24 protein-coding genes are annotated in these 25,989 nt (G+C 64.5%); 17 read left to right on the plus strand and 7 right to left on the minus strand.

What is annotated here, in order from left to right; genetic code table 11:
- Positions 1–16: 16 nt before the first annotated feature.
- From AC0VYP_RS13930 to AC0VYP_RS14005, 16 genes are all read left to right on the plus strand, one after another.
- Entirely contained in the window at positions 17–1,486 is a 1,470-nt protein-coding gene (locus tag AC0VYP_RS13930) for an FAD-dependent monooxygenase (protein ID WP_475470048.1), read from the plus strand.
- A 41-nt stretch (positions 1,487–1,527) separates the two neighbouring features.
- Complete coding sequence (locus AC0VYP_RS13935; RefSeq protein ID WP_285760127.1) at positions 1,528–1,857, plus strand: TcmI family type II polyketide cyclase; 330 nt, start codon at positions 1,528–1,530, stop codon at positions 1,855–1,857.
- Positions 1,854–3,125, plus strand: coding sequence for a beta-ketoacyl-[acyl-carrier-protein] synthase family protein (locus AC0VYP_RS13940; RefSeq protein WP_475470050.1), 1,272 nt, complete (start codon positions 1,854–1,856; stop codon positions 3,123–3,125). The genes AC0VYP_RS13935 and AC0VYP_RS13940 overlap by 4 nt, the downstream gene beginning before the upstream one ends.
- Complete coding sequence (locus tag AC0VYP_RS13945) at positions 3,122–4,339, plus strand: ketosynthase chain-length factor (protein ID WP_475470052.1); 1,218 nt, start codon at positions 3,122–3,124, stop codon at positions 4,337–4,339. The genes AC0VYP_RS13940 and AC0VYP_RS13945 overlap by 4 nt, the downstream gene beginning before the upstream one ends.
- Positions 4,340–4,377: 38 nt before the next feature.
- Positions 4,378–4,647, plus strand: coding sequence for an acyl carrier protein (locus tag AC0VYP_RS13950; RefSeq protein ID WP_475470054.1), 270 nt, complete (start codon positions 4,378–4,380; stop codon positions 4,645–4,647).
- An 88-nt stretch (positions 4,648–4,735) separates the two neighbouring features.
- Positions 4,736–5,521 carry a 3-oxoacyl-ACP reductase FabG gene (fabG, locus tag AC0VYP_RS13955; protein WP_285760131.1) on the plus strand — a complete coding sequence of 262 codons (786 nt, stop codon included), beginning with the start codon at positions 4,736–4,738 and terminating at the stop codon, positions 5,519–5,521.
- Between the two features lie 63 nt (positions 5,522–5,584).
- Entirely contained in the window at positions 5,585–6,529 is a 945-nt protein-coding gene (locus tag AC0VYP_RS13960; protein WP_475470056.1) for an aromatase/cyclase, read from the plus strand.
- A 2-nt stretch (positions 6,530–6,531) separates the two neighbouring features.
- Positions 6,532–8,826, plus strand: a complete 2,295-nt coding sequence (locus AC0VYP_RS13965; protein WP_475470057.1) for an SDR family oxidoreductase — start codon at positions 6,532–6,534, stop codon at positions 8,824–8,826.
- 90 nt (positions 8,827–8,916) lie between these two features.
- Positions 8,917–10,413: an MFS transporter gene (locus AC0VYP_RS13970; RefSeq protein ID WP_475470059.1), complete on the plus strand. Its 1,497-nt coding sequence runs from the start codon at positions 8,917–8,919 to the stop codon at positions 10,411–10,413.
- 152 nt (positions 10,414–10,565) lie between these two features.
- Complete coding sequence (locus tag AC0VYP_RS13975; RefSeq protein WP_475474257.1) at positions 10,566–12,110, plus strand: acyl-CoA carboxylase subunit beta; 1,545 nt, start codon at positions 10,566–10,568, stop codon at positions 12,108–12,110.
- On the plus strand, positions 12,110–12,349 hold the full coding sequence (locus tag AC0VYP_RS13980) for an acyl-CoA carboxylase subunit epsilon (protein WP_432707486.1): 240 nt from the start codon (positions 12,110–12,112) through the stop codon (positions 12,347–12,349). Before AC0VYP_RS13975 ends, AC0VYP_RS13980 begins: the two co-directional genes overlap by 1 nt.
- 556 nt (positions 12,350–12,905) lie before the next feature.
- On the plus strand, positions 12,906–13,580 hold the full coding sequence (locus AC0VYP_RS13985) for a hypothetical protein (protein WP_475470061.1): 675 nt from the start codon (positions 12,906–12,908) through the stop codon (positions 13,578–13,580).
- A 77-nt stretch (positions 13,581–13,657) separates the two neighbouring features.
- A complete protein-coding gene (locus tag AC0VYP_RS13990) occupies positions 13,658–14,935 on the plus strand; it encodes an MFS transporter (protein WP_285760136.1) in 1,278 nt (425 codons plus the stop codon).
- Between the two features lie 67 nt (positions 14,936–15,002).
- A complete protein-coding gene (locus tag AC0VYP_RS13995; RefSeq protein WP_285760137.1) occupies positions 15,003–15,584 on the plus strand; it encodes an NADPH-dependent FMN reductase in 582 nt (193 codons plus the stop codon).
- A 178-nt stretch (positions 15,585–15,762) separates the two neighbouring features.
- On the plus strand, positions 15,763–16,956 hold the full coding sequence (locus AC0VYP_RS14000) for an MFS transporter (protein WP_475470064.1): 1,194 nt from the start codon (positions 15,763–15,765) through the stop codon (positions 16,954–16,956).
- Position 16,957: 1 nt separating this feature from the next.
- Positions 16,958–17,827 carry an alpha/beta hydrolase gene (locus AC0VYP_RS14005; protein WP_285760139.1) on the plus strand — a complete coding sequence of 290 codons (870 nt, stop codon included), beginning with the start codon at positions 16,958–16,960 and terminating at the stop codon, positions 17,825–17,827.
- Here AC0VYP_RS14005 and soxR read toward each other — a convergent pair.
- Both soxR and AC0VYP_RS14015 read right to left on the minus strand, forming a co-directional pair.
- The gene (soxR, locus tag AC0VYP_RS14010) at positions 17,803–18,276 is read right to left on the minus strand and encodes a redox-sensitive transcriptional activator SoxR (protein ID WP_285760140.1); all 474 of its coding nucleotides are present in this window, start codon (positions 18,274–18,276) and stop codon (positions 17,803–17,805) included. The genes AC0VYP_RS14005 and soxR overlap by 25 nt on opposite strands.
- Before the next feature lie 477 nt (positions 18,277–18,753).
- On the minus strand, positions 18,754–19,671 hold the full coding sequence (locus tag AC0VYP_RS14015) for an MBL fold metallo-hydrolase (RefSeq protein WP_475470065.1): 918 nt from the start codon (positions 19,669–19,671) through the stop codon (positions 18,754–18,756).
- A gap of 100 nt (positions 19,672–19,771) precedes the next feature.
- On the opposite strand from AC0VYP_RS14015, the gene AC0VYP_RS14020 reads away from it, so the two are divergent.
- Complete coding sequence (locus tag AC0VYP_RS14020; protein ID WP_285760142.1) at positions 19,772–19,957, plus strand: cupin domain-containing protein; 186 nt, start codon at positions 19,772–19,774, stop codon at positions 19,955–19,957.
- On the opposite strand, the gene AC0VYP_RS14025 is transcribed toward AC0VYP_RS14020, so the two are convergent.
- From AC0VYP_RS14025 to AC0VYP_RS14045, 5 genes are all read right to left on the minus strand, one after another.
- On the minus strand, positions 19,919–20,872 hold the full coding sequence (locus AC0VYP_RS14025) for an SDR family NAD(P)-dependent oxidoreductase (protein WP_475470067.1): 954 nt from the start codon (positions 20,870–20,872) through the stop codon (positions 19,919–19,921). The genes AC0VYP_RS14020 and AC0VYP_RS14025 overlap by 39 nt on opposite strands.
- A complete protein-coding gene (locus AC0VYP_RS14030; protein WP_285760143.1) occupies positions 20,872–21,345 on the minus strand; it encodes a MarR family winged helix-turn-helix transcriptional regulator in 474 nt (157 codons plus the stop codon). The genes AC0VYP_RS14025 and AC0VYP_RS14030 overlap by 1 nt, the downstream gene beginning before the upstream one ends.
- A gap of 489 nt (positions 21,346–21,834) precedes the next feature.
- Positions 21,835–23,082, minus strand: coding sequence for an MFS transporter (locus AC0VYP_RS14035; protein WP_475470069.1), 1,248 nt, complete (start codon positions 23,080–23,082; stop codon positions 21,835–21,837).
- A gap of 410 nt (positions 23,083–23,492) precedes the next feature.
- Positions 23,493–24,779: a diaminopimelate decarboxylase gene (locus tag AC0VYP_RS14040; protein ID WP_285760145.1), complete on the minus strand. Its 1,287-nt coding sequence runs from the start codon at positions 24,777–24,779 to the stop codon at positions 23,493–23,495.
- Positions 24,780–24,815: 36 nt separating this feature from the next.
- Positions 24,816–25,748, minus strand: coding sequence for a fatty acid desaturase family protein (locus AC0VYP_RS14045; protein WP_285760146.1), 933 nt, complete (start codon positions 25,746–25,748; stop codon positions 24,816–24,818).
- Positions 25,749–25,989: the final 241 nt, after the last annotated feature.

Genomic DNA, 25,989 nt, shown 5'->3' on the forward strand with positions numbered 1-25,989 from the left:
AAACAGGGAGACGCGTGTGGATGCCCAAGTCATTGTCGTGGGTGCCGGCCCAGCCGGAATGATGCTCGCGGGAGAGCTCCGATTGGCCGGAGTGGACGTCATCGTTCTGGAACGCCTCGCCAAGCGCACAGGAGAGTCCCGCGGACTGGGATTCACCGCTCGCACCATGGAGGTTTTCGACCAGCGCGGTCTGCTACCCCGGTTCGGGGAGATCGCGATCAGCAACCATGGCCACTTCGGCGGGCTTCCGGTCAACTTCGGCCTGCTCGACGGCGCCCACCAGGCGGCGAAGAGCGTTCCACAGTCCCAGACCGAGACGGTGTTGGAAGAGTGGGTCCTCGGGATGGGCTGCGACATCAGACGCGGCCACGAAGTCCTTGCCGTGAAGGACAACGGCAACGAAGTGGAGGTCGAGGTCCGTGGACCAGAGGGCATTCTCCGGCTCACCAGCGGCTACCTCGTCGGTTGCGACGGCGGGCGCAGTCTCGTGCGCAAGGCCCTCGAATTCGACTTTCCCGGGACTCCCGCGACCCTGGAAATGTTTCTGGCCGACGTGAAAGGGCTCGATCTCGCACCCAGGATGATCGGGCAGACCCTACCGGGCGGCATGGTCATGGTGGGACCGCTACCGGACGGTGTCACCCGCCTCATCGTCTGCGAACGCGGGACCCCGCCGCAGCGCCGCGAAACACCACCGGCGTACGAGGAGGTCTCCGCTGCCTGGAAACGCCTCACCGGTGACGACATCTCCCACGGAGAACCGGTGTGGGTGAGCTCCTTCGGCGATGCCACCCGTCAGGTCACCGAATACCGCAGGAACAGGGTCTTCCTGGCCGGCGACGCCGCACACATCCACCTCCCGGCTGGTGGCCAAGGCATGAACACGAGCATTCAGGATGCCGTGAACCTCGGCTGGAAACTCGCCGCCGTCGTCCAGGGGCGAAGCCGTGAAGCGCTCCTGGACAGCTATCACACCGAACGCCATCCGGTGGGCGAACGCTTGCTGATGAACACGCGGGCGCAGGGGCTGTTGTTCCTGAGCGGTCCCGAGATGCAGCCGCTACGCGACGTGATGTCCGAGCTCATCGCCTATGAGGACGTGGGTCGGCACCTGGCCGCGATGGTCAGCGGTCTGGAGATCCGCTATCCCGTTGACGGAGGGCGGCACCCCCTGCTGGGGAGGCGTATGCCCGGCCTGAAGCTGTCCGGACCGACCCGTTTCGCCGACAGCACGGAGGTACTGCACAGCGGACGCGGCGTCCTCCTGGATCTGGGGGACAACCCTGAACTACGCCGAAGGGCCGCGGGGTGGGAAAGCCAAGTGGACATCGTGACCGCAGAACTCGGGCCACTCCCGAAGGACAGTCCCCTGAACGCAACCACCGCAGTACTGGTGCGCCCCGACGGTTACGTGGCGTGGGCCGCGCCTGGAAGCCACGGCGACCTGCCCATGGCGCTGGAGCGGTGGTTCGGACCACGGCGATAACCGTCCCCCATCACAGCCGACCCGATTGCGAGGAGACAAACATGCACAGCACTTTGATCGTGGCCCGGATGGCCCTCCATTCGAGTGACGAGGTGGCCCGTCTGTTCGGCTCGTTCGACGCGACCGACATGCCCCATCTCATGGGGACGCGCCGCCGCCAGCTGTTTTCGTACCAGGGCCTCTACTTCCACGTTCAGGACTTCGACACCGACACCGGCGGCAGGCGCATCGAACAGGCCCGGCGAGAGCCGCGCTTCGTTCGGATCAGCGACGACCTGAAGCCCTACATCAACCCCTACGACCCGACCACCTGGCGCTCCCCCGCGGACGCGATGGCCACACGCTTCTACAGCTGGGAGGCGTCAGCGTGAACGACAGGCGAGCTGTGATTACCGGTATAGGCGTGATCGCCCCCGGGGGGATCGGGGTGAAGGAATTCTGGAGCCTTCTCAGCGAAGGGCGGACGGCGACGCGGGGAATCACCTTCTTCGACCCGTCCCAGTTCCGCTCCAGGGTGGCCGCGGAGATCGATTTCGACCCGCTTGCCTCTGGACTGGGCCCCCAAGAGGTCCGACGTATGGACCGCGCAGCCCAACTGGCGGTCGTGGCCGCTCGTGAAGCGGTGGCCGACAGCGGGCTCGAGATCGACCGGCTCTCCCCCTACCGGGTCGGGGTCACCATCGGTAGCGCGGTAGGCGCGACGATGGGCCTGGACCAGGAATACCGCGTGGTCAGCGACGGTGGGCGACTGGATCTGGTCAACCACGGGTACGCGGTTCCCCACTTGTACAACTATCTGGTGCCCAGCTCGTTCGCGGCAGAGGTTGCTTGGGCGGTGGACGCGCAAGGTCCGTGCACCGTGGTCTCCACGGGCTGTACTTCCGGTCTCGACGCGGTCGGCCACGCCGTCGAGCTGATCCGCGAGGGCTCGGCGGACGTCATGATCGCCGGCGCCTCGGACGCGCCCATATCGCCGATCACCATGGCCTGCTTCGACGCCATCAAGGCGACCACGCCACTCAACGACGCCCCCGGAGAGGCGTCTCGCCCCTTCGACGGAACCCGTAACGGATTCGTACTCGGCGAGGGATCGGCCGTGTTCATCCTGGAAGAGCGTGAAGCCGCCAAACGGCGCGGGGCCCACATCTACGCGGAGGTCAGTGGTTACGCCTCTCGGTGCAATGCCTTTCACATGACGGGCCTTCGGCCGGACGGCGTGGAGATGGCCGAGGCCATCGGTGTCGCCCTTGCGGAAGCAGGCACTGCCGCAGCGGAGATCGACTACGTCAACGCACACGGATCAGGGACCAAACAGAACGACCGGCACGAGACCGCGGCGTTCAAGAAAAGCCTCGGGGAGCACGCCTACCGGGTTCCCGTCAGCTCCATCAAGTCGATGGTCGGCCACTCCTTGGGGGCCATCGGCTCGATCGAGATCGCCGCCTCGGTACTGGCCATGGAGAACAACGTGGTCCCACCCACCGCGAACCTCCATACACCAGATCCCGAATGCGACCTGGACTACGTTCCCTTGACCGCTCGGGAGTGGCCGACGGACACGGTGCTGACGGTCGGCAGCGGTTTCGGCGGCTTCCAGAGCGCGATGGTCCTGACGGGCGAGAAACGGGGGACGCGATGAACGCCCGGACCGTGGTCACGGGAATGGGGATCGCAGCGCCCAACGGACTCGGAGCAGAGGACTTCTGGACGGCCACCCGGAACGGCCGGAGCGGGATCGGACCCGTGTCCCGCTTCGACCCCGCCCAGTACCCCCTGCGGTTGGCCGGCGAGGTGCCGGGATTCGTTGCCGAGGACCACCTGCCGGGGCGCCTCCTGCCCCAGACCGACCGGATGACGAGGCTCGCGCTGGTCGCAGCCGACTGGGCGCTGACCGACGCGGGGATCACCCCCGATGAGGTACCCGCCTTCGATATGGGGGTCGTCACCTCCAGCTCTTCGGGGGGCTTCGAATTCGGCCAAGGAGAACTCCAGAAGCTGTGGAGCAAAGGCAGCCGCTATGTCAGCGCCTACCAGTCCTTCGCTTGGTTCTACGCCGTCAACAGTGGCCAGATCTCCATTCGCAACGGGATGAAAGGACCCAGTTCAGTATTGGTCAGTGACCAGGCGGGCGGCCTCGACGCGGTGGCCCAGGCCCGGAGACAGATCCGCAAGGGCACTCCCATGATCGTGACCGGTGGTGTTGACGCCTCCATCTGTCCCTGGGGATGGGTCGCTCAGCTGGCGAGCGGACGGCTGAGCACCGGCGACGACCCGCGGCGGGCTTACCTTCCCTTCGACGCGCACGCCCATGGCCATGTTCCGGGCGAGGGGGGCGCGATCCTTCTCCTGGAGAACGTCGAGAACGCACGATCGCGTGGCGCACGGATCTACGGAGAGATCGCGGGGTACGCGGCTACCTTCGATCCACGGGCGGGCAGCGGCCGCGAGCCCGGACTGCGAACAGCCATCGAGCTGGCGCTTGCGGACGCGGAGGTACGGCCCGAGGACGTCAACGTGATCTTCGCGGACGCCGCCGCCATCCCGGAGATGGACCGTGTCGAAGCCGAAGCCATCGCCGCGGTGTTCGGGCCGTACGGGGTACCGGTGACCGCACCCAAGTCGATGACCGGACGACTGTACTCAGGCGCCGCTGCCCTGGACCTGGCGTCCGCCCTGTTGTCGATCTCCACCGGCGTGATCCCGCCGACCACCAACGTCGAGGCGGTTCCCGACTACCGGCTCGACCTGGTGACGGACGAGCCTCGCTCGACTCCGATACGTACGGCCCTGGTGGTGGCCCGCGGCCACGGCGGATTCAACTCCGCGGTCGTCGTCCAGGCCCCATCAGACTGATCCCTTCTCCCTTCCCATCCACCCGAAGAAGGATTCTTATGAGCACAAAGAATTTCACCCTCGACGACCTGAAGCGAATCCTGCGTGAGGGGGCCGGTTCGGACGACGACATCGACATCGACGGGGACATCCTCGACGCCGGGTTCGAGCAGTTGGGCTACGAGTCCCTGGCTTTGTTGGAGACCGGCAGCCGAATCGAACGTGAGTACGGGATCACCCTCGATGAGCCCTCTCTCGTCAACGCCACCACCCCTCGCGCCCTGATCGCACTGGTCAACGCCCACCTCGCCGACTCCCTCGCTGCCTGAAGGCCGACCGGCGCCCCTTCACCGGGGCGGGTCCCCACTCAACCGACACGGCCGGTTGACCCCACGACCCCCACGTTCAGGAGAAGTCATGCCCCAGCAGGACCAACGAGTCGCCCTTGTAACCGGAGCCACCAGTGGAATCGGCCTCGCCGTCACCCGACTGCTGGCTGTTCAGGGACACCAGGTTTTCATCGGAGCGCGCACCACCGAGAACGTGGTCGGCACGGTGAAACGCTTGCGCGAGGAGGGAATGGACGTGGACGGCGCCACCCTCGACGTCTGCTCCGACGACAGTGTCGAAGCGTTCGTCCAAGCAGCGGTGGACCGCTTCTCCACGATCGACGTCCTGGTCAACAACGCGGGCCGCAGCGGTGGTGGTGTCACCGCCGATATCACCGACGAACTGTGGGAGGCGGTCATCGACACCAACCTCAACAGCGTCTTTCGCATGACCCGGGCGTCTCTCAACGCCGGCGGCATGCGGCACAAGCAACGCGGTCGCATCATCAACATCGCCTCGACCGCGGGCAAACAGGGGGTGGTACTCGGAGCTCCGTACTCGGCGTCCAAACACGGTGTCGTGGGTTTCACAAAAGCGCTCGGCAACGAACTGGCCCCTACCGGGATCACCGTCAACGCGGTCTGCCCCGGCTACGTGGAGACGCAGATGGCCCAGCGGGTCCGCCAAGGCTACGCCGAGGTCTGGAACACCTCCGAGGACGCGGTCCTCGAGAAGTTCAGCGCCAAGATCCCCCTCGGCCGCTACTCCACCCCTGACGAGGTCGCCGGCCTCGTGGGCTATCTCGCCTCCGACACCGCGGCCTCGATCACCTCCCAGGCGCTCAACGTCTGCGGCGGCCTGGGCAACTTCTGACCCGCACGAACACTCGCCGTCCCCCTCCATCGGAGCACCTTTTCACCCCAAGGAGACACCACCATGCCTGAACAAGGCCGTCACGAGGTGGAACACGAGATAACCATTGCGGCCCCGGCCGTCAACGTCTACCGGCTCATCGCGGACGTGGAGAACTGGCCACGGATTTTTCCGCCGACCGTCCACGTTGACCACCTCGAGCGGAGCAGCACCGAAGAGCGTATCCGGATCTGGGCCACCGCCGGTGGCGCCGCGAAGAACTGGACCTCCCACCGCACACTCCTCCCCGACGAACTGCGAATCGACTTCCGTCAGGAGGTCTCCGCCCCGCCCGTGGCCGCAATGGCCGGAACTTGGCTCATCGAACCCCGTTCCGCCAACGAGTCCCGGGTACGGCTCCTGCACGACTACCGTGCGGTCGACGACGACGCCTCGCACCTCGCTTGGATAGACCAGGCCGTCGACCACAACTCGCGCTCCGAACTCGCGGCACTCAAAACCAACGTGGAACTGGACGTTTCGGCCAAAGACCTGCTGCTGTCCTTCGAAGACACGGTCCACGTCGCCGGAGCGGCCAAGGACCTCTACGACTTCGTCAACGAAGCACATCTGTGGACCGAGCGGCTGCCCCACGTGGCGAGAGTCAACCTGGAAGAGGAGACCCCCGGTCTCCAGACCCTTGAAATGGACACGCGCACCAAGGACGGTTCCACTCACACCACCAAGTCGATCAGAGTGTGCTTCCCCCATCATCGAATCTCCTACAAGCAGATCACCCTTCCCGCCCTGATGTCTTTGCACACCGGTTACTGGCTTTTCGAAGAGACGGCCGACGGCGTCACCGCCACCTCCCAACACACGGTGGCGATCAAAAGGGAGGCCGTCGCCGAGGTGCTCGGCACCGGAGCCAAAATCTCCGACGCGCGCTCCTACATTCGCGACGCCTTGGGGGCGAACAGCCGGGCCACACTCGGCCACGCCAAAACCTACGCCGAGCGCGACCGCTGAACATGACCGAGCCGAGCACAGTACTTACCCAGGTCATAGTGGTCGGCGCCGGGCCGGTCGGACTGATGCTCGCCGGTGAGCTGCGACTGGGCGGTGCGGAGGTAATCCTTCTGGAGCGCCGCACCGCTCCGACCAACGAGTCCAGGGCTTCCACACTGCACGCCCGCACCATGGAAATCTTCGACAGCCGCGGACTGCTGCCGGCTTTCAAGTCCCCGCCCAACGATGTGATGGGCCATTTCGGTGGAATTCCCGTCGCCCTTACCCTCCCCACCCCGTACCCCGGTCAATGGAAGGTCCCACAGGTACAGACCGAAGCCGTCCTTCAACAATGGGCGCTCTCCCTCGGGGTGAAACTGTGTCGCGGCCACGAGCTGCACGGCCTCACCGTTCACCGTGACCACGTGGAGGCTCTTGTGGTGGGGCCTGCCGGGCCGGTGCGGGTCAACGGTGCCTATCTGGTCGGATGTGACGGCGAGCAGAGCACGGTGCGTCAACTGAGCGCCGCCTCCTTTCCCGGGACGGACGCGGTCCGCGAACTGATTCGTGCCGATGTGGCGGGAATCAAGGTCCCCAACCGGCGATTTCAACGCCTGCCCGCCGGCATGGCTGTTGCCGCCCGGCGCGGCGACGGGGTCACCCGGGTCATGGTCCATGAGTTCGGCCGAGCTCCGACCGAACACGCGGGTGAACCGGGCTTCACGGAGATCCGGGACTCCTGGGAGCGGGTCACCGGAGAGGACATCGGAACGGGGAGGCCGCAGTGGGTCAACCGGTTCACCGATGCCTCCCGCCAACTGGCCCAGTATCGCCACGGTCGGGTGTTGTTCGCGGGTGACGCCGCCCACCAGCAGATGCCCATCGGCGGTCAGGCTCTCAACCTCGGGCTCCAAGACGCGTTCAACCTCGGATGGAAACTCGCCCTCCACGTCACCGGCAAAGCCCCGGAGACACTGCTCGACAGCTACCACGACGAAAGGCACCCGGTCGGCGACCGGGTCCTGGGAAACATCAACGCTCAGGCAACGCTGCTTCTCGGGGGGCCGGAAACCGACGCCCTGCGTCAACTCTTCGGAGAGCTCGTCAACTACGGGTCCGTCCGACAGAACCTGGCGGGAACGGTTTCCGGTCTGGCCATCCGATACGACACCGGTTCCAGTGGCCATCCGCTTCTCGGAGTGCGGCTGCCGCCGGCCCAACTCGTGTGCGACGGCGTGGAGACAAGCACCGCACGCCTACTGACCCCCGGTCGTGGAGTGCTTCTGGACCTCTGGGGCGGCCTCGGCCACAGAGCCCACCTCAAAGCCGCGTGCGCGCCCTGGACAGACCGTATCGACACGATCACGGCCCGGCCTTTCGATACCCACGGCACTGCGTTGGAAGAGGGCGACGCTCTCCTCATCCGGCCCGACGGTTACGTCGCCTGGGCGTCTCAGGGCAACCCGGTGGGGTTGCCCGAGGCACTGCAACGCTGGTTCGGGCCTCCCTCGACGACCGTTCCTCACCCCATCCTTTCAACCGATCGGAGAGACGACATGAGCAAGCTTGTGGGCAAGACAGCACTGGTGACCGGATCGAGCCGGGGAATCGGCCGAGGGATCGCCGTCCGGCTGGCACGGGAGGGCGCCCTGGTCGCCGTCCACTATGCGGTCGGCCAAGACGCCGCCGAGGACGTCGTCGCCGCGATCGAGAAGGACGGCGGCCGGGCTTTCGCCGTGCAGGCAGAACTCGGGGTTCCGGGGGACGTCCACCAACTCTTCCTCGGACTCGAACAAGGCCTGAAAGAACGTACTGGGTCAACCGAACTGAACGTCCTGGTCAACAACGCGGGTGTCATGGGTGGCGTCTCGGCCCAAGACACCACCTCCGAGCAGTTCGACCGGCTGTTCGCCGTGAACGCCAAGGCGCCCTTCTTCATCATTCAGCGCGCACTGGCCCTCCTCGCCCCCGGCAGCCGGATCGTCAACATCTCTTCCGGGCTCACACGGTTCGCCAACCCCGACGAGATCGCCTACGCGATGTCGAAAGGGGCCGTGGAGCAGCTCGCCCTGCACTTCGCCAAGTTCCTTGCCCCACGCGGCATCACCGTCAACAGCGTCGCACCGGGGATCACCCGCAACGGAAGCCCTGTCTTCGACATCCCCCAGGCAGTCGAACAGATGGCGCAAATGTCAGCCTTTGGCCGGGTGGGCGAACCTCAGGACATCGCTGATGTGGTGGCCTTCCTCGCCTCCGACGACGCGCGATGGATAACCGGGGCCTTCATCGACGCCAGCGGCGGCACTCTCCTGGGCTGAGCATCGCCCGGCGCCGATGCGGCTATCGGCGCCGGGCGGTGTGCGTCCACGCAGACTCGAAACGGTCGGCACGATCCCGGGATGGGCACCATGAAACCCGCAGAGAGCAAGACGCGCCACTCCGCCGACGAGGCCGTCGCCAGGTGGAGCCCGCAAATGTGGGGGCTCCTGATCGTCCTGGCCGGCAACATGCTCATCGACGCTCTCGAAGTGTCCACGGTGCTCGTCGCGCTGCCGTCGGTCGGCCGGGAGCTGAACCTTTCCCTCCCGCTCCTCCAATGGCTGGTGAGCGGATTCGCTCTCGGCTTCGGTATGACCGTGCTGTTCGGCGGCCGGATCGTCGAGTCGTTCGGCCGGCGCCGGGTTTACCTCGCCGCACTCGTCTGTTTTGCCGCGGCCTCTGTGATCGCGGGGCTCACCAACGACCCCACCGTCCTGGTCGCCACCCGATTCGTCAAGGGCGTATGCGCGGCCCTCACCGCTCCCATCGGTCTGGCCATCATCAGCACCGCGTTTCGTCGTGGACCCGATCGTGATCGGGCGGTCGCGGTGTACTCCTTTGTCGGAGCCTGCGGTTTTGTCGCCGGTCTCCTTCTCGCCGGACTGCTGACCGGACTGAGTTGGAGGCTGACTTTTGTTTTCCCGGCTCCCGTCGTCCTGGTGCTCCTCGTGGGAGGGATACTGCTCATTCCCCGTGACGTCCCCGACAGGACCGCGCCCCTGCGCCTCGCGGCTGTGGGAGCAGTGTGCCTGGCCGGCGGTTTCTCGGCTCTGGTCCAAGGAGTCGTGATGGTGCCGGTGCGAGGCTGGGGGGATCCGCTCACCCTCGGAGCCTTTGCCGCGACCGGGGTTCTTTTCCTGCTTTTCTGCGTCGCCGAACATTTCGCGAGTCGGCCGCTGATCCGTTTCGGAGTACTCCGTAACGGCGCACTGATTCGCTCGATGTTAGGCGCCGCGGCCCTCAACGGTTCATTTGTGGGGCTGCTTCTGGTGGCCACGTTGCACATGCAGACGGTGTTGGGATGGTCCCCGGCCGAAACAGCCTTCGCCTTCCTTCCTGCGAGCCTTCCACTGGCAGTCGCCGCACTGTTCTCACAACGCCTGACAAAGCGATTCGGCGCCGTTCGACTGATCGCTGTCGGGGCGCTCGGCCCCCCGCTCGGATACGCCCTCTATTTGAGGCTGTCTCCACCGGTGGTGTACGCGGTGAACATCTTGCCCACGATGCTGTTGGTGGCGTGGGGTTTCGTATTCGGGTTCGCCGCACTGAACGCCCAGGCCGTTTCGCTGGTACCGACGCGCGACCGGGCCTTGGCCAGCGGGCTCTACCAGACCGCTGTGCAGACCGCGGCCGCGGTCGTCCCCGCTCTGGTGGTGGCGTTGCTCCTGACGGGAGCGACACCCGGCGATCCCCAACAGATGCTCGACGGACACCGGTTCGCAGTAGGGGCGATCACGGCCCTAGGCGTGTCAGGGCTGGTGGTCGCTGTTGTCGGTCTAATCGCGGACCGCCGCTGTAGGGGCCGTGACACCACTGGGAGAAGCGCGCGGCCGGAGACGGCACCCACCTGCACGAAAGATCCGTGAAGCCCCAAAGGCGACCTGTCCCCGGAACACTTCCACCTGTCTCTCGCTCCAGTCTTCGCACGCTCGTTTGCGGCCTCCCACCCAAGAAACCCACCTGGAGGGTGAACCCCATGTCCATTACCGACACGACCACCTCGCGCACGCAATGGTCCATGAGCGAGCGGCTGGAGGAACTCGACCTGATCAAAGCCACGGCCTGCAACGGGAGCGATCCCGAGGCGACCCGGCGTCAACACGCCAAGGGAAAGCTGACGGCGCACGAGCGGATCGCCCTGCTCCTGGACGAGGGATCGTTCCACGAGGTCGAGCAGTTGCGCCGGCACCGGGCGACAGGGTTCGGCCTGGAGGACAAGCGTCCTTACACCGACGGCGTCATCACCGGATGGGGGACCGTGCACGGGAGAACGGTCTTCGTCTACGCTCACGACTTCCGGATTTTCGGTGGAGCCCTGGGAGAAGCGCACGCCACCAAGATTCACAAGGTGATGGACATGGCCTTGGCGGCTGGTGCGCCGCTGGTGTCCCTCAATGACGGTGCCGGGGCGCGGATTCAGGAGGGCGTTTCCGCTTTGGCCGGTTACGGCGGGATCTTCCAACGCCACACGAAGGCATCAGGGGTGATCCCGCAGATCTCAATCATGCTGGGGCCGTGTGCGGGCGGTGCCGCCTACAGTCCCGCCTTGACCGATTTCGTTTTCATGGTCCGCGACACCTCCCAGATGTTCATCACCGGACCTGACGTCGTCCAGGCTGTGACAGGAGAGAAGATCAGCCAGAACGGCCTCGGTGGCGCCGACGTGCACTCAACTGTCTCCGGGGTTGCGCACTTCGCCTACGACGAGGAGCGCGCCTGTTTGGAAGACGTACGTTTTCTTCTGTCGTTACTTCCCTCCAACAACCGGGAACTTCCTCCGAGCCAACCGTGCGAGGACCAGACGGACCAGCGCAACGAAGCGTTGTTGACCCTGGTTCCAGAAGATCCCGGACATGTCTACGACGTGCGTGTCGTTATCGAGGAGATCGTCAACAACGGAGAGTATTTCGAGATTCACGCCGACTGGGCCCCCAACATTGTCTGCGCGCTGGTGCGAATCGGCGGAGAGGTGGTGGGTGTCGTGGCCAACCAGCCCGCAGCCTACGCCGGCGTACTGACGATCAAAGCGAGCGAGAAAGCCGCCCGGTTCGTACAGTTCTGCGATGCCTTCAACATCGCACTGGTGACTCTGGTCGATGTCCCCGGTTTCCTGCCGGGGGTTGACCAAGAGCACAACGGCATCATCAGGCACGGAGCGAAACTGCTGTACGCCTACTGCAACGCTACGGTTCCGCGGATTTCCCTCGTGTTGCGCAAGGCCTACGGCGGCGCCTACATCGTCATGGACTCGCGTTCCATCGGCGCGGACCTGGCGTTCGCCTGGCCCGGCAACGAGATCGCGGTCATGGGCGCGGAGGGCGCGGCCGAAGTGATCTTTCGTCGTGCGATCAAGGCATCAGACACCCCCGATGCCTTGCGCCAACAGAAGATCAAGGAGTACCGGGCCCAGCTCATGCACCCTTACTACGCAGCGGAACGGGGCCTGGTGGACGACGTCATCGACCCACGGCGTACTCGCGAGGTTCTCGTTGACGCCCTTGCGATGTTGAGAAGCAAGCATGCTGACCTGCCCCATCGCAAGCACGGGAACCTGCCGCAGTGATGGGCCGGCAGACAGACGCCGCCACGGTCGCCCCCCTTTTTTTCCGAATCGTCAGGGGGCGCCTCGACACCGCGGAACTTGCAGCGCTCACTGTTGTTCTGCTCAGGGCAGCTGCTGTTGCGAGGCCCGAATACGTCGGTGGACGGCAACCGAAAGCCGCCGAATGGCGGCGCTCCTCACAAGCAGTAGTGCGTAATCATGGTCCGCGGAGCTGGTGCGGCACGCCAAGACGACCCTGACCCGAAGCTGTTGTGTTCTCCGTATAGAACGGTCTCCTCAGCCGCCGGTCTGGGGCTGTGCCGTCAGCATGGTTCCTGAATTCACTTTGCCGCTACGGAATAAGAATAAGAGTGCACGGCGACGCACTCTGTGATTCTAGTCACTGCGGCCATTGGCAATATCGATCCACACCTCGTCTCTTGACTGCTGGAGGTGAAAGTGACGGCCCGAGCCCTTGTCCTGCCAGATGGCCCGCTGTTGCAAATCTTCTCCCGGGGCCGAACTCTACGTCGGTGACCTCGCGGTTTCCGAAAATCTGGACATCGCCTCGGAGGGATTCACGACCGCGTTCTGGATGTGGCCGTTCTTTGCATGGAAGGAACTTCCCAGACTGATGGCCCGGAAGCAGATGGTCACCACCGGTTGGCCTTCGGCATATGCGGACGGCGCTCTGGACTATTTTTCTCTACTGACGGAAAATCCAGAGGTGATGTCACGCTCAGTTGAGGGAAGAACCGGCCGGACGGCCAGGTCCTTCCAGACATGAGAGCACGAGTAAATGGAGGTTTTTCAACAATGCCGGAAACAAACATCAGACCAGAGAAACCCCAAAGGCTAGAGGCGGGTTTTGTTTCTTTCGGGATCCTTGAGACGAACTCCCCCGAGGCTGCTGCTGACCTCGTGGACGCGCTTACCAGCGAGGTTCGGCAATGGGCGCGGGCAACTCCGGGGTTCCTGTCTGCCAGGATTCATGTGAGCGTGGACCGGACGGCAGTTGTCCACCGCAGCGAATGGGCGACGGATTCCGACTACCAGGATTCGTTCGTCAACACCGCCCGTGGAAAAACCCTGCGCGAATTGGCGAGACTACCGGGGATTGTGTCGGCGACCTCTGTGCACGCCTTCCCCCTGGATGGCCTTGAGGGGCCAGAGGCCGGCAAGGAGCCGGGGATCGTGGCGGTGGCGGTACGGCACTTCGCGAACCGCGACGCCGTGGACGGGGTGATGGAATTGCTGATGAGCAGTGGAGAGTGGAAGCGGAACTTCCCGGGGTTCATCTCGGCGTCCCCATGCGTCAGCGCCGATGGCACAACCTTCGTCAACTACCCGATGTGGGTTGATGAATCCGCACAACACTCATGGATGAAAGACCCACGGATCTCCGAAGGACAGGAAGAGATCGCTCGCTTGGAGGCTGCTCCCCCGGAGTACTTCATCTGCACTCCAGTTGCGTACATCACAGCGGTTTGACTTGAACTTAAGTTCAAGTTCTATCGTCGGTGCCAACGACATCAGCTGATCGACACCGGCAAGGGAGAGCAGTGGATATGCCCCAGACAGTGACTGCTCCCCTCCACCGCAGAAAAGCAGGCCAGGCAGTTGTACTCGTCTTGGTCGGGACGCTGACGGTCATGGCCGGCGCGACCGTTGCGCCGGCCATCCCTGGAATCCAGCGAACTTTCGGAGACGCCGCGGACGTCGAGTTGATGGCCAGGATGGTCACCACCACCCACGCTCTGGCAATCGTGCTCTTCTCACCGTTCTCAGGCTTCGTCGTGGAGCGCGTCAGCGCTAGGAACGGGCTGATGCTCGGCTTGCTTGCCTTCAGCATCGGTGGAAGTTCAGGGTTCTATCTCCCCACGCTTCCCACGATCCTCATTGGCCGGGCCGTTCTCGGAATCGGAGTTTCACTGGTACTGACCAGCGGAATGACGATGATTGCGGATCTGTACGAAGGTGTGAAACGGCAGCGGTTGTTGGGATGGCAGACAGCTGCGGGCGCATTCGGCGGTGCGGTTCTCCTCTTGGGAGGCGGAGCCCTTGCCGCATTGGATTGGCGGGTTGTATTCCTTGTCTACCTGCTGGGCATCGCATACATCGTCCCAGTGCTGATCTATCTTCCCAGGCCCCGAAGAAAAGCAGAAACTTCTCTGACTCCAGGAAACACGTCCGAGTCCGTCGAACGCCAGACCAAGAAGGTTCCATCGACAGTCGCCGCAGCCCTTGTCGCCATGCTGCTGGGGCAGATTGCTTTTTACTCCGTTCCCGTACAAGTCCCGTTTCTTGTCGAGAATGATTTCGGTGCCAGTTCGATCGTCTCCGGAGCAGTCATCGCCGCACAGACGTTCACCACTGGTATGGTATCGACGCGTTTCGCATTTTTTCGTCGCTTCGCGGCCGAATCCGGACTGGTAGCGCTCTCCTTCTTGGGAATTGGAGTCGGCTACCTCGTACTCTTCCTCGCTCAAAACGCCCTTGTCCTGACGGCCGGTCTGGTAATCATGGGAACCGGTCTAGGAATCCTCATTCCCAATCTCAACAATTGGGTTATGGGCGAGGCAGCACCCCGAATGCGTGCCCGTTACGCGAGCCTCCTGACGACCTCGTTGTTTCTGGGGCAGTTCCTGGCCCCGATCGTGACCCAGCCGGTCGTGGAGGCAATCGGTGTCCAGCACCTTTTCGCTGTTGTTGCCACTGGCGCGCTCGTGGTCGCTGTCGTGTACTTCATCGCGGGACGGCCTCTGGGCCGCACGCCTTCCCATCGGACGAGGTCTGCGGCTTTCGACCGGCCAGAGAAATGCGAACGAGCCGGTCCAACCGGTTGACACAGCCACTTCCTCCGATTCAAGCCTTTTTGAAACAATTGCCCAATCAGCAGCCATTAGGGAAAGCATGTCTAATCCTCTCCGACTGACAATTATCTGTTCCAGCGTCCGGGAGGGCCGCTTCGGTCCCACCGTGGCAAAGTGGTTCACGCAACAGGCCGAACAGCGCCGCGACCTCCAGGTCGGCTTCGTAGACCTTCTCGACTTCCAGCTGCCGCACCAGCTGACGGGTTCCCCCCAACCGCCAGCTACCGAGATGCTGTCGATCTTGCCCCCTCAACTCGATGAGGCCGAAGCCTTCGTCGTGGTCACTCCCGAGTACAACCACAGCTTTCCTTCCTCATTGAAAAGTCTGCTCGACTGGCAGAGGACCCCTTGGCAGGCAAAACCCGTCGGTTTCGTCTCCTACGGCGGCCTGGCCGGTGGTCTGCGCGCGGTCGAACAGTTGCGGCCGATCTTCAGTGAATTGCACGCGGTGACCGTGCGCGACGTGGTCAGCTTCCACATGGCGTGGGACCTGTTCGACGAAAACGGGGACTTGAAAGACCCGGAAGGCTCCTCGGCGGCAGCCAAGATTTTGCTGGATCAGCTCGCCTGGTGGGGACTCGCCCTGCGTGAGGCAAGGGAGAAGCGGCCCTACGGAGGATAGAAGCCCTGTTCTTTGCAGTGGGCCGTCAAGCACGGCTCTGCGGGGGTCTGGACGTTGTCATGCAGACCCCCGCACGGATGCACGCGCGTGGACTCCGTTGTGTTGACCGTCTTGCGAGGCAGCCATGTCAGCGCCCGTCACAGGTCAATCCGCAGCACCAAGCCCTGCTGCGGTTTTCGTGCTCCTCTCGGCTTCGACCCTCACCGTCATGGCCGGTACCGTCCTCTCCCCCGTCCTCACCGCCATCCGGCATGACCTCGACCTCACCGAGACAACTGCCGGGCTCCTGCTCACCGCGCACGGCCTGTCGTTGGCCGTCACCAGTCCACTGGCCGGTCGGCTGGTCGATACTCTCGGGCCCCGCCGTCTCCTGTCCGCAGGACTCCTGTTATACGGCGTTGCCGGCTCGTCCGGCCTTTTGACGACCTCATATCCGGTGCTGATCGCTCTTCGCCTGCTTTTCGGCGTCGGTGCGGCAGTGGTGTTCGTGGCAGCGACTGTGGCCCTGTTGTCACTCTGCTCCGGGACAGGCCAGGACCGTCTGATCGGGTGGCGTTCGGTGGCCATCAGCTGTGGAGGAATCGTTTGGCCCTTGGTGAGTGGGGCGCTCGGGAGTATCGCCTGGAGCTGGTCCTTCGCTGTCTATTTCGTCGCTGTTCCGCTGGGCGTGATGGCACTGTTCACCGTTCCCGAGTCCCGGGTGAGCAGTGCAGGCCCCCGCGTAGGCTCACTCGTGCTGCTCCGACGCAAGCCCGTTCTCCTTTCCCTTTACGCTCTGTCTTTTCTCAGTTCCCTGCTGCTGTACGTCATGGCGGGGTTCCTTCCCCAGCGGCTCGCCGAAACCGGTCTTTCCCATCCCTTTCTGATTTCCCTCTACATCATGGCCACGTCACTGTTCGGAACCCTGGGAGGGTTGGCCTACGTGCGGTTCCGGGGACGTCTGCAACACCAAACAGTGATCCGGACGGCTGCCGTCTGCTGGATGGTCGGGCTGGTTGTGGCGGGTTTGGCAGACCGGCCGGTCTTGCTGATCCTGGCTCCGGCGTTCTTCGGAAGCGGGATGGGCATCGCCGTTCCCGCTCTGACGGTCCTGATCGGCCGGGCGGCTCCGCCCAGCGCGCGCGGCCTGGCCACGTCGATGTCGGCCACAGCCGCTTTCACCGGCCAGTTCTGTGCACCGCTTCTGATCGGCCCCCTGATCGGTGCCACTTCGCTGGGCACAGGTTTCCTCGCAGCCGCGGCGATAGCGGCGGTTGTGGTGATCTCGCTCAGCGCCGGATGGCGCTTGTCCTGTTCCGCAGGCCCCGATACAGCCCCGCCGGATACGATCCGGCGATCGGCGAATCGGCCAGACACCACCGAGGTGCACTGAGATGACCGATGTCCACGAGATCATGCTCGCTGCCGGTGACGTCAAGCTGTCGGCGCTGCTCGCCGAACCCACTCATGCTCCGCCGCGGGCAGTCATCGTGGCCGTACACGGCAGCGGCATGCGGGCCGGTTATTTTCATGGCCAAGCCACCCCTGAACTGTCGCTGTTGGCCCTCGGTGCACGCCTGGGCTTTACCGTATTGTCCATCGATCGCCCTGGTTACGGGTTGTCCGCGCTCCGCCTCCCCAAGGGGCAGGAACTCAACGGACAGGTCACGACACTGCTCGCGGCGCTGACCGACTTCACCCGCAGCCGCCCGACCGGAGCGGGGTTGTTCCTTCTGGCGCATTCTCACGGAGGCAAGCTCGCGCTCGCAGTCGCCGCAGACGAAAGGAGACCGAACTTCATCGGGGCCGATGTCTCCGGTGTCGGCTATCGCTATGCGGAGGACGTCCGAAGCATGCCGGCTTTCGACACCCGAGCGGCTCAGCTCAAGCACTGGGGTCCCCTGGGTCTCTATCCGCCCGACACTTTTCGTCTGGCCGCATCGCTCACCGCAACCGTGCCCGAGCGGGAACAGGAGGAACTACTCGGCTGGCCGGACGTCTTCGCCGATATCATCGGCCGAGTGAACATCCCGCTCCGGTTCACTTTCGCCCAACACGAGCGCTGGTGGAGTCACGACGAGGAGGCGCTGACCGAACTGGCCGAACTGTTGCCGACCGGAGCCAGGATGGAGCGGTTGCCGAACGCCGGACACAACATCAGTCTGGGCTGGGCCGCACGGTCTTACCATCTGAAAGCTCTCGCCTTTTTGGAGGAGTGCCTGGTTTCTCGGGAAGTTGGTCAGCAGGGCGCCGATTCGCCCTGACGGATCTCCAGCCGACGTGGCCCTGGCCCCTCTTCACCCAGTTCATCGTAGGGATTTGCCAGAGTGCACCGTTCCAGGGTGAGGCAACCGCACCCGATGCAGTCGGTCAATTTGTCACGCAAACCGATCAACTGGGCGATGCGCGTTTCCAAGTCGGCTCGCCAGTGCTCGGATACGCAGGCCCAGTCCTCTTGGGTCGGGGTTCGGCCCTCCGGGAGCAGATCGAGGACGTCTCGGATCATGCCGAGTGGAATCCCGACCCGCTGGGAGACGCGGATAAACGCCACCCGACGCAGGACGTCCCTGGTGTAGCGGCGTTGGTTCCCGCTGGTGCGATTGCTCCGGATCAGTCCTTCGCGTTCGTAGAAGCGAAGCGTGGAAGTGGGAATTCCCATGCGTTTTGCGACTGTGCCAATCGTCAACTCCTTGGCAAAGGGGGGGTTCAACATGGCTATACCGTACGGGCAACTTAATCTATGGTTCAACTTTGCGCGGTCCTTGGCCCCACTCTTGGCCCGAGTCCGAGGCCGGGGTCTCCAGCGGCGCGAACAGCGGGGTGAATATCGTGTGCCATGGAGGGACCTCGGACGCCCAACAGCAAACGACAATCACGTAATCACCGGCCAAAGAGTTCCAGCGTCGTGTTTTCGCTTGTCGGATTCCTCCCCCACCGGACAGAGGAGGCCGGGGTTTCGGGGCCCTCCGAATGCACTAGCCGAAACACTGTCCGGCCCGGGTCCTTCCTCCGGGAGGGGTAACTTCATCGTTTCCGGGCTCTTGGGGGAGCCCGCCGAAACCCACTCCGCACCACGTCCTTACTCCCGGGGAGTCCCCCGCTCGGAGGCGGCCCAGAACTCCGAGGCCCCGAGAGAGGGACGGGCAGCCGCAATCGCCCATTGCCGGGTCCTGTCCTGATGCTCCCCTGCCTAGCCGGCCCACTCCGCCCATGGGCCGAGGGTGAAGCCGCCGCCCTCCCGTCGGACTTCCACCGCGCCCGCGCCGCCGAAGTGCGCGGGGACGAGCAGTTCCCGTTCGTCGGCTGCCCGTTCGAGGATCCGGCGGCGACTGGCCACCGCCTGCCTCGGTGCCAGGCAGGCATTGCTGTTGCAGCAGGGGTGGAGGATCTGCACCGGGCTGTGCAGCAGGTCTCCGACGAAGACCGCCCGGTCCCTCCCCGACTCCAGTCGGACAACGGACGACCCGGGGGTGTGGCCCGGCGCGGACTCCAGGGTGAGGTGCTCGTCGAGGCGGTGCAGGCCGTCCCACAGCACGACCTGCCCCGCCTGGTGGACGGGGGCGACGCTGTCCTCGTAGATCAGGCGGTCAACCTCCTGCGCGCCGTTGCCGTACGCGTTGTCCGGACCGTAGTGGAAGTCGTCCGCGGCGGGCACGAGATACCGGGCGTTGGGGAACGTCGGTACCCACTGCCCGTCCGCGTCAACGGTGTTCCAGCCGACGTGGTCAACGTGGAGGTGGGTGTTGACGACGACGTCAACGTCCTGGGGGCGCACACCGCCCTTCTCCAGGAGGCCGAGGAAATCGCCCTGGCAGTGGTGGAACGGCGCCATCCCGGGCCGTTCGCGCCCGTTGCCCGCCCCGGTGTCGACCAGGACGGTCCGCCCGCCGCTGCGCAGTACCCAGGTCTGCAGCGCGAGCACCGTCGAGTCGTCGCCTGGCCTCCAGTGGTCCGGTACCAGCCAGTCCTCGTTGTCCTTCCAGGCATCCGCGCTTGCTTCCGGGAACATGGTGGAGGCGGGCAGGAACGGTTCGTGCCACTCGATGATCCTGATGACCTCGACGTCCCCCAGCACCATGCTCTGCACACTGTCGTTCTCGTTCGTCATGCGTTCGCCCCTAAGAAGGCCGAATGAGCTTCTCAATGCGTATCGGGCTCAATGAAATACGCATCCGTCTCACGCTTCATACGGGAAATATCCTGAGTGGATGGATGTGGTGAGTGACGCGATCTCAGCCGTACACCTGGGGCACCCCTGGTCCCACCGCGTGCGGACGAGCGGGAGCTGGTGCGCGCGGCTGGACCCGTACGACGGCGCGGGCTTCTACGTCGTCCTGAAGGGCAGCTGCTGGCTGTCAACCGACAGCGGCGGCCCGGTGTCCACGGCGGTCTGACACCGAAGACGCGGTCGGGGAAGCGCGCTCGGGCTCACCTCGTGAGGGGCGCCACCCCCAGGAGGGCTGCGGTCCTGGTGTAAACGGCGCCGGCGAGGGTGTCGTCGAGAGCCGGGCGCGAAGGGGTGTCGGGCCGGGACGCGCTGAAGAAGCCTCCGCTGGGGTGGGGGCGGGCGAGGCCGTGGCGAGCCAGACAGGGGTCCGCACCCCTTCGTCCGGGGTGACGGAGAACGGTCGGAACAACGGGGCGCTCAACCGCATCAGCCCGCCGGCGTTGCTGTTCATCGCGGTGCCCTTGACCATGCCGGGATTGGCGCTGTAGACGCTCATCCCCTCGGGCAGGCGGTGGGCGAGTTCCCGCGCCGCCAGGAGGCCGACGAGCTTGCTCGTCGCGTAGACGTTGATCTGGTTGTAGAAACGGTTGCTCCACGATGTTCCCGCGACATCCGGATCGGCGGCGTCGAGCCTTCCCCGCTTCTCCACGAACGAGGACATGTTGACGATCCGCGCCCGGGGCGCGAGCGCCCCTTCGGCCAGCAGGGCGTGAGTGAGCAGGAACGGGGCATGGTGGTTGAGCGCGTAGGTGCGCTCCGCGCCGTCGGCCGTCTGCTCGTACCGGGGGAAGGCCGCCCCCGCGTTGTTGATGAGGACGTCCACCGGGCGGCCGTGGGCGGCCAGCTCCACGGCCAGCGCCCGTACCCGCGACCACTGCTCCAGGTCGGAGGTGTATGTCCTGGGCGGAGCCGCTTCCCGGCCGGCACGGGCCCCGCCGTACAGGCGTTCGGCGGCGGCCCGGGTGCGCGCCGCGTCCCGGCCGACGAGGACGACGCTGTGCCCGGCCCCGACCAGGTGGCGTGCCATCACCAGACCCAGGCCGGAGGCTCCGCCCGTGATGACGGTGGTCCTGCTGTCCATCACCGCTGTTCCTTTTCCGACGGGGCCATGACGTCGGCGGTTTCTCCTGTCGGGCGGGTGTCGTCAACCGCTTGGCGGAGAAGCGCGTGCAGGCGCAGCCTGCTCTCGCGGTCGAGACGGGCGAAGGGTGAGTGCTCGGTGGTGTGCCGGACGACGCGATCACGCAGCGCGCATCCTTCGGGGGTGAGCTGGATGACCTTCACACGGCGGTCGGTGGGGTGGGGGACCCGGCGCACCAGACCGCGCTTCTCCAGCCGGTCGATCATCGAGGTGGCGGTCGAGGCGTCGCACCGCAAGCGGTCGGCCAGCCGGCGCGCGGTCATCTCCCGCCCCCTGCTCAGCCTCCACAGCGCATCGGTCTGGGTATCGGTCAACCCCGCTTCCCGGGCCAGTTCCTTGAGCTCGGTGTGCACGTGGGCGCGAATCGCGAACAGACAGTCGTGGAGCTCTTCGTTCAGTTGCCGGTCGTCCATGACCACCAAAATACATGGAAAACCCAATCATTGGAACATCCACACATCAGATGGGCGGCCCCACCGCCTGCCCCGCACCGAGATCCCGACCGACGAGAAGAAGAGACCGCGATCGGCTCCTTGAAGCACGGCCGCACGTATCTCGCGCCGGCGGGAGTCGTGGTGGAGCGAACGCCGAGCGGCAACGGGACCCACTGGGAATTTGCCCGTCGGGCGGGGGCTACCCGGCGGGTGGGGCGTCGCGCACGCCCGCACCGGCCCCCGACCGACGGCGAGGGCGAACGGCCAGAAGCGTTCACAGGATGGTCGTACCACTGCGACCAGCACCGATTCCGCGCCGCGATCAGCCGTCCTCCCGCCGCCGGCGCAACCGGCCTCCCCGGTCGGCACACCTGGTACCACGATGACAGCAGGAGCCGGCGCGCACACCACGCGTCCGCGAAGTCCCTCCGGACACGTGGGAACGAGCCATGGGGCGAACGCGGACGACTACCCCCCGTCTCGGCGGGCTTCCCGCACACTCGACAAAAGCCCGGGCCAACCGAAGGAGACGACAAACACCGCTGTCAGGAGCAGGAACGCTCCGACGAAAAACGGTGCCCGCAGGCCGAACCCGTCAGCGACGAGACCTCCGGCCAACGCGCCCAAGGGGGACAGACCGTTACCGACAAACCGGTAAGCCCCGTTGACCCGACCGAAGAGGGCAGCGGGAATGACCGTCTGCCGGATGGTGGCCGTCACCACGTTGAAGACCGAGATCCCCACTCCCACGAACGCCAACGCCGTGGCGGCCACCACGGCGTCCGTCGTGACCCCGCCGACCAAGAAGGCAACGGGGCACATCAGGAGCACGGCCTTCAACGCACGCCCCCGTCCGACCGCGGCCACGAGTCCTGGTGCGACCAACAAACCGACCAGACCGCCCACGGCGATAAAAGCCAACAACAGTCCGTAGCCGGTTTGGCTGATTCTCAGCACTTCCAGCGCGTACAGCACGGCGATCCCCAACACCCCGACCACTGCGAAGTTGAGCACACCACCGAGCAGGCACAGAGTCCGAAGGGTCTGATGACGCCAAAGCCAACGAACCCCGAAAACCATCTCCGACCACAACACGGCAGGGGTGAGCGGAACGCATGATCGCGCCGGGTCGCCGCCGACCGTCCGGAGGCTGAACACCAATACCGCCGAGACCACGAACGACAGCGCGTCAACTACGAACGGTGTCGGCTCGGACAGCACGAACAACGCGGTGCCAAGCGGTGCGCCCACGAATTCCACCGTGACGAACTGCCCGCCGAGGATTCGGCTGTTGGCCGTGTCGAGTGTCTCTTTATCGGCCACGTCCGGAACAACTGCCTGAGACAGGTTGTTGGACATGGTCTGGACGGAGCTCAGGGAAAAGGCGGCTATCGCGAGCACGACGACCCCGACCTGGCCTGCCAGCATGAGGGCCACGAATACGACGAGCACTGCCACCCGCACGACGTCACAGATCCACAGCGCGCGCCAGCGGTTGACGCGGTTGACGAGCACTCCCGCGAAGGGCCCCACGCAGGCCCACGGCAGCTTCCCCGCCAGAGTGACCATGGCGACCTGGACCGGGTCGCGGGTGAGCGCGGCGGCGAACACCGCGAGGGCGGTCGTCCTGATCCCGTCCCCCAGACCGGAGACGACCATAGCGGTCCAAAACCGCCAAAAGGCCGGAGAAAAACTCTTGCCCGAGGCTTTAGCCATCAACCTTCTCACTACTCAGGGGCCCGGCAATGGTTTCGGTCCTGACGAACGGCGCCTCTCGGCTCGGCCCGGAGCCGCCGGGTTTTGCGCGTCCGCCCGAAACACGCCGAATCCGTTCGGGGAATTCTTCCTCGCCACCGCAGACAAATCCCGAAATAACGAATACACGAAAAACCGTTTTCCCGGGAAGGGAAACCCGAAATCCCGATTGAACCGAAACCCGCTCCCGCGACTTCACCCGCCATCGGCAAAGCCGACTGCCGAATCGTCTCGACCCCGATGGAAAACCAAGAAATGCAAAGACGATCGAATTCGGCGAAAATTTATTTCCCACCCACCCTCGACCCTATGAAAAAATGGGGAACCGGAAGGAGCTGTAAGCCCCTCCCGGTTTTCGCCGACCGCAGATTTCATAGACCCGAAGGAATCACTTCGTTGGCCACCAGTTGTTCCAGTGTCTGGCGCGAGCGGATCAGATCCAGCGACCCATCCGCCCGACGCAAGACTTCCGCCGCTTCCGGATAGGAATTGAAGTTCTTCATGGACATACTGGAGCAGTAGCTACCGGCTCGTTCGATCACGAGGTAGTCCCCGATTTCGGTACGTCCGAGCGACGCGGGCGCCAGCGCCTCCTCCGGCTGGTAGACGGCCGTGAGGACATCACCGGCGATGCAGCAGTGCCCGACCACGTTGCATTTCTCGACTTCTGTACGCAGGGGCCCTTCCGCGGGCACGGAGACGAGCGGATGGGTGACGCCGTAGTACGACGGACGCGCGATTTCCGTCAGCCCACTATTGATCTTGAGGAAGGTCTGCCCTTCGCTCCCGGTATCGGTCCTGTCGATGACACGTGTAACCAGCGCACCGGACAGTGCCGTCAGGAACGTGCCCGGCTCCACCTCGATCCGCAGCCTACGGCCGGTCTCCTCGGCGAAAGTGGTCAGCTCATCGGCGACGACACGGGCCCACTCCGTGTGGTCGTACTCGGGATCGCTCAACAATGCCTTGACCCGGTAACCGCCGCCCAGGTCGAGCGTCTGCACGTCAGGGAATTGCCGGGCGATGGCCAGCAGTTTCTTCACCGCGTCCACGAGGATGTTCCAGTGGTGACCGGAACCGATATGCGACTGAAGCCGCACCAGTTTCAGGCCGTATTCTTCCAGCGCGGCCTTCATCTCGGGAATCTGGTCGTGCCAGATACCGAAGCTGGAGTTGACACCACCGCTGTTGAGCCGATTCACCAGCCCCGACCCGAACCCGGGATTGACCCGCACCGCGATCGAACCACTGGGATACTGCTTTCCGTATTCCGTCAATTGGTGCAGCGACCCCGCGTCGAACTGCAGCCCTTGGTCGATGAGTTCCTTGAGGCTGTGGTCGAAGACGGCCTCTTGGGCGGTGAGAGAGATCCTTCCGGGGTGGACGCCGGCGAGCACCGCCCGGCGAGCCTCCCATACCGAACTCGCGTCGAACGCGAACCCCTCTCGATCGAAAAGCCTGATGATCGCCTGGCTCGGACAGGCCTTGAGGGAATACCGGACAGTCAACCCGAAAGCATTGGGAAGTGCAGCCATTTCCGCGGCCGCCCTCTTGATCGTCGCCTCATCATAGACAAATGTAGGAGTACCGAACCGTTCGGCGACCATCCTCACATCGTCCGGTGAGAGAAATTTCAGCGATTCCACTTCGACGTCCATGGAAACTCAATTCTTTTCGGAGAAGAAAAGGATGTTCTATTCATCAGCGGTATTCGTTGTCGATTGCGAAGACCTGTTCGGCGAGGGCTCGGACAAGATCCGGGTACGCACCCGCAACCGGTTGCCGTAACCGTCCGGGTCGGCCTGCAACAGAATCTGGTGCAATGTACGCAACCCGTGATGCGGTGTACCCGGCCATAGGTGGTGCACCGTGTGGTAGCCATCGCTGTGGGGGTGGATCAGCCATCGTTGCAGCCGCCCGAGGTTGGTGACCGTGGAGTCGAAAACCGTGTCGGCGTCCGTGTAGCTGTGCTCACTGCTCTCCGCGATGAAACGCAGCACCGGCAAGGCAAGAAAGTGGGCCGCCGCCCAAACGGCCAGGCCTGCGGCGGCTGACGCCACCCCCCATAGCAGGAACGCAGGCAACGCGATTGTCAGCAATGCCCAGAGCAACGGCATGGCGGCGCTGACCGGATCGGCTGCGGTGGCGCGTAGCCATCCGCGCTGATAGGAAACGAGTCGCGGAACGAGACCGCGGACAAATGAGGCCAGGCTGCTGCGATCCAGGCCTTCGATGTCCAACTCGCGGTAACGCTGCCGGTCGGGGTCTTCGTCGGTCCCCAACCGCCCGTGGTGGAACAGGTGCGAGGCACGGTAGTCACCGATCCTGATACCGGTCGGCCATCCGCACAGTACTGCGGCAAGCGTGTCGTTGACCTGTCGGCGCCGTCGGCTCCAATTGAAGTGGCTGGCCTCGTGCACCAGACATTCCATAGCCCTCAACTGGCGGCCCACGAGACACACCGCGACAAGTGTTCCGGCGATTCCAGCACTCACCGACCAGCCGTACAAAAAGACGGTGGTCACCACCATGGAGGGAATCGACACGTGGTCCACCAACGCGACGAACACAGTGATCGGAAGCCTCGTACGGTGCGCTTCACCAATCAACTCGCGTGTTTCGGGCACTTGCCGATAACCACGCTTGTAAGGCCGCGTGATCGGCCCCGGAGAGGGGGGCATGGGCATCGCGCACCTCCCGGTCATGAGATTCCTGCTCCGCCCTTGCGCATGAAAAATTCTCAAGGGCTCGGTCCAGGAAGTTCCTGTCGATCCCACCTTCGGTTGGACGATCGTCGAACGGTAGTCAGGGGAAAACCGGACTTCCCGAGGAGCGCACCTGCCCCGACCGTGGAGACAGTCGGTGACA

The organism is Nocardiopsis sp. iso_186, assembly GCF_056173365.1.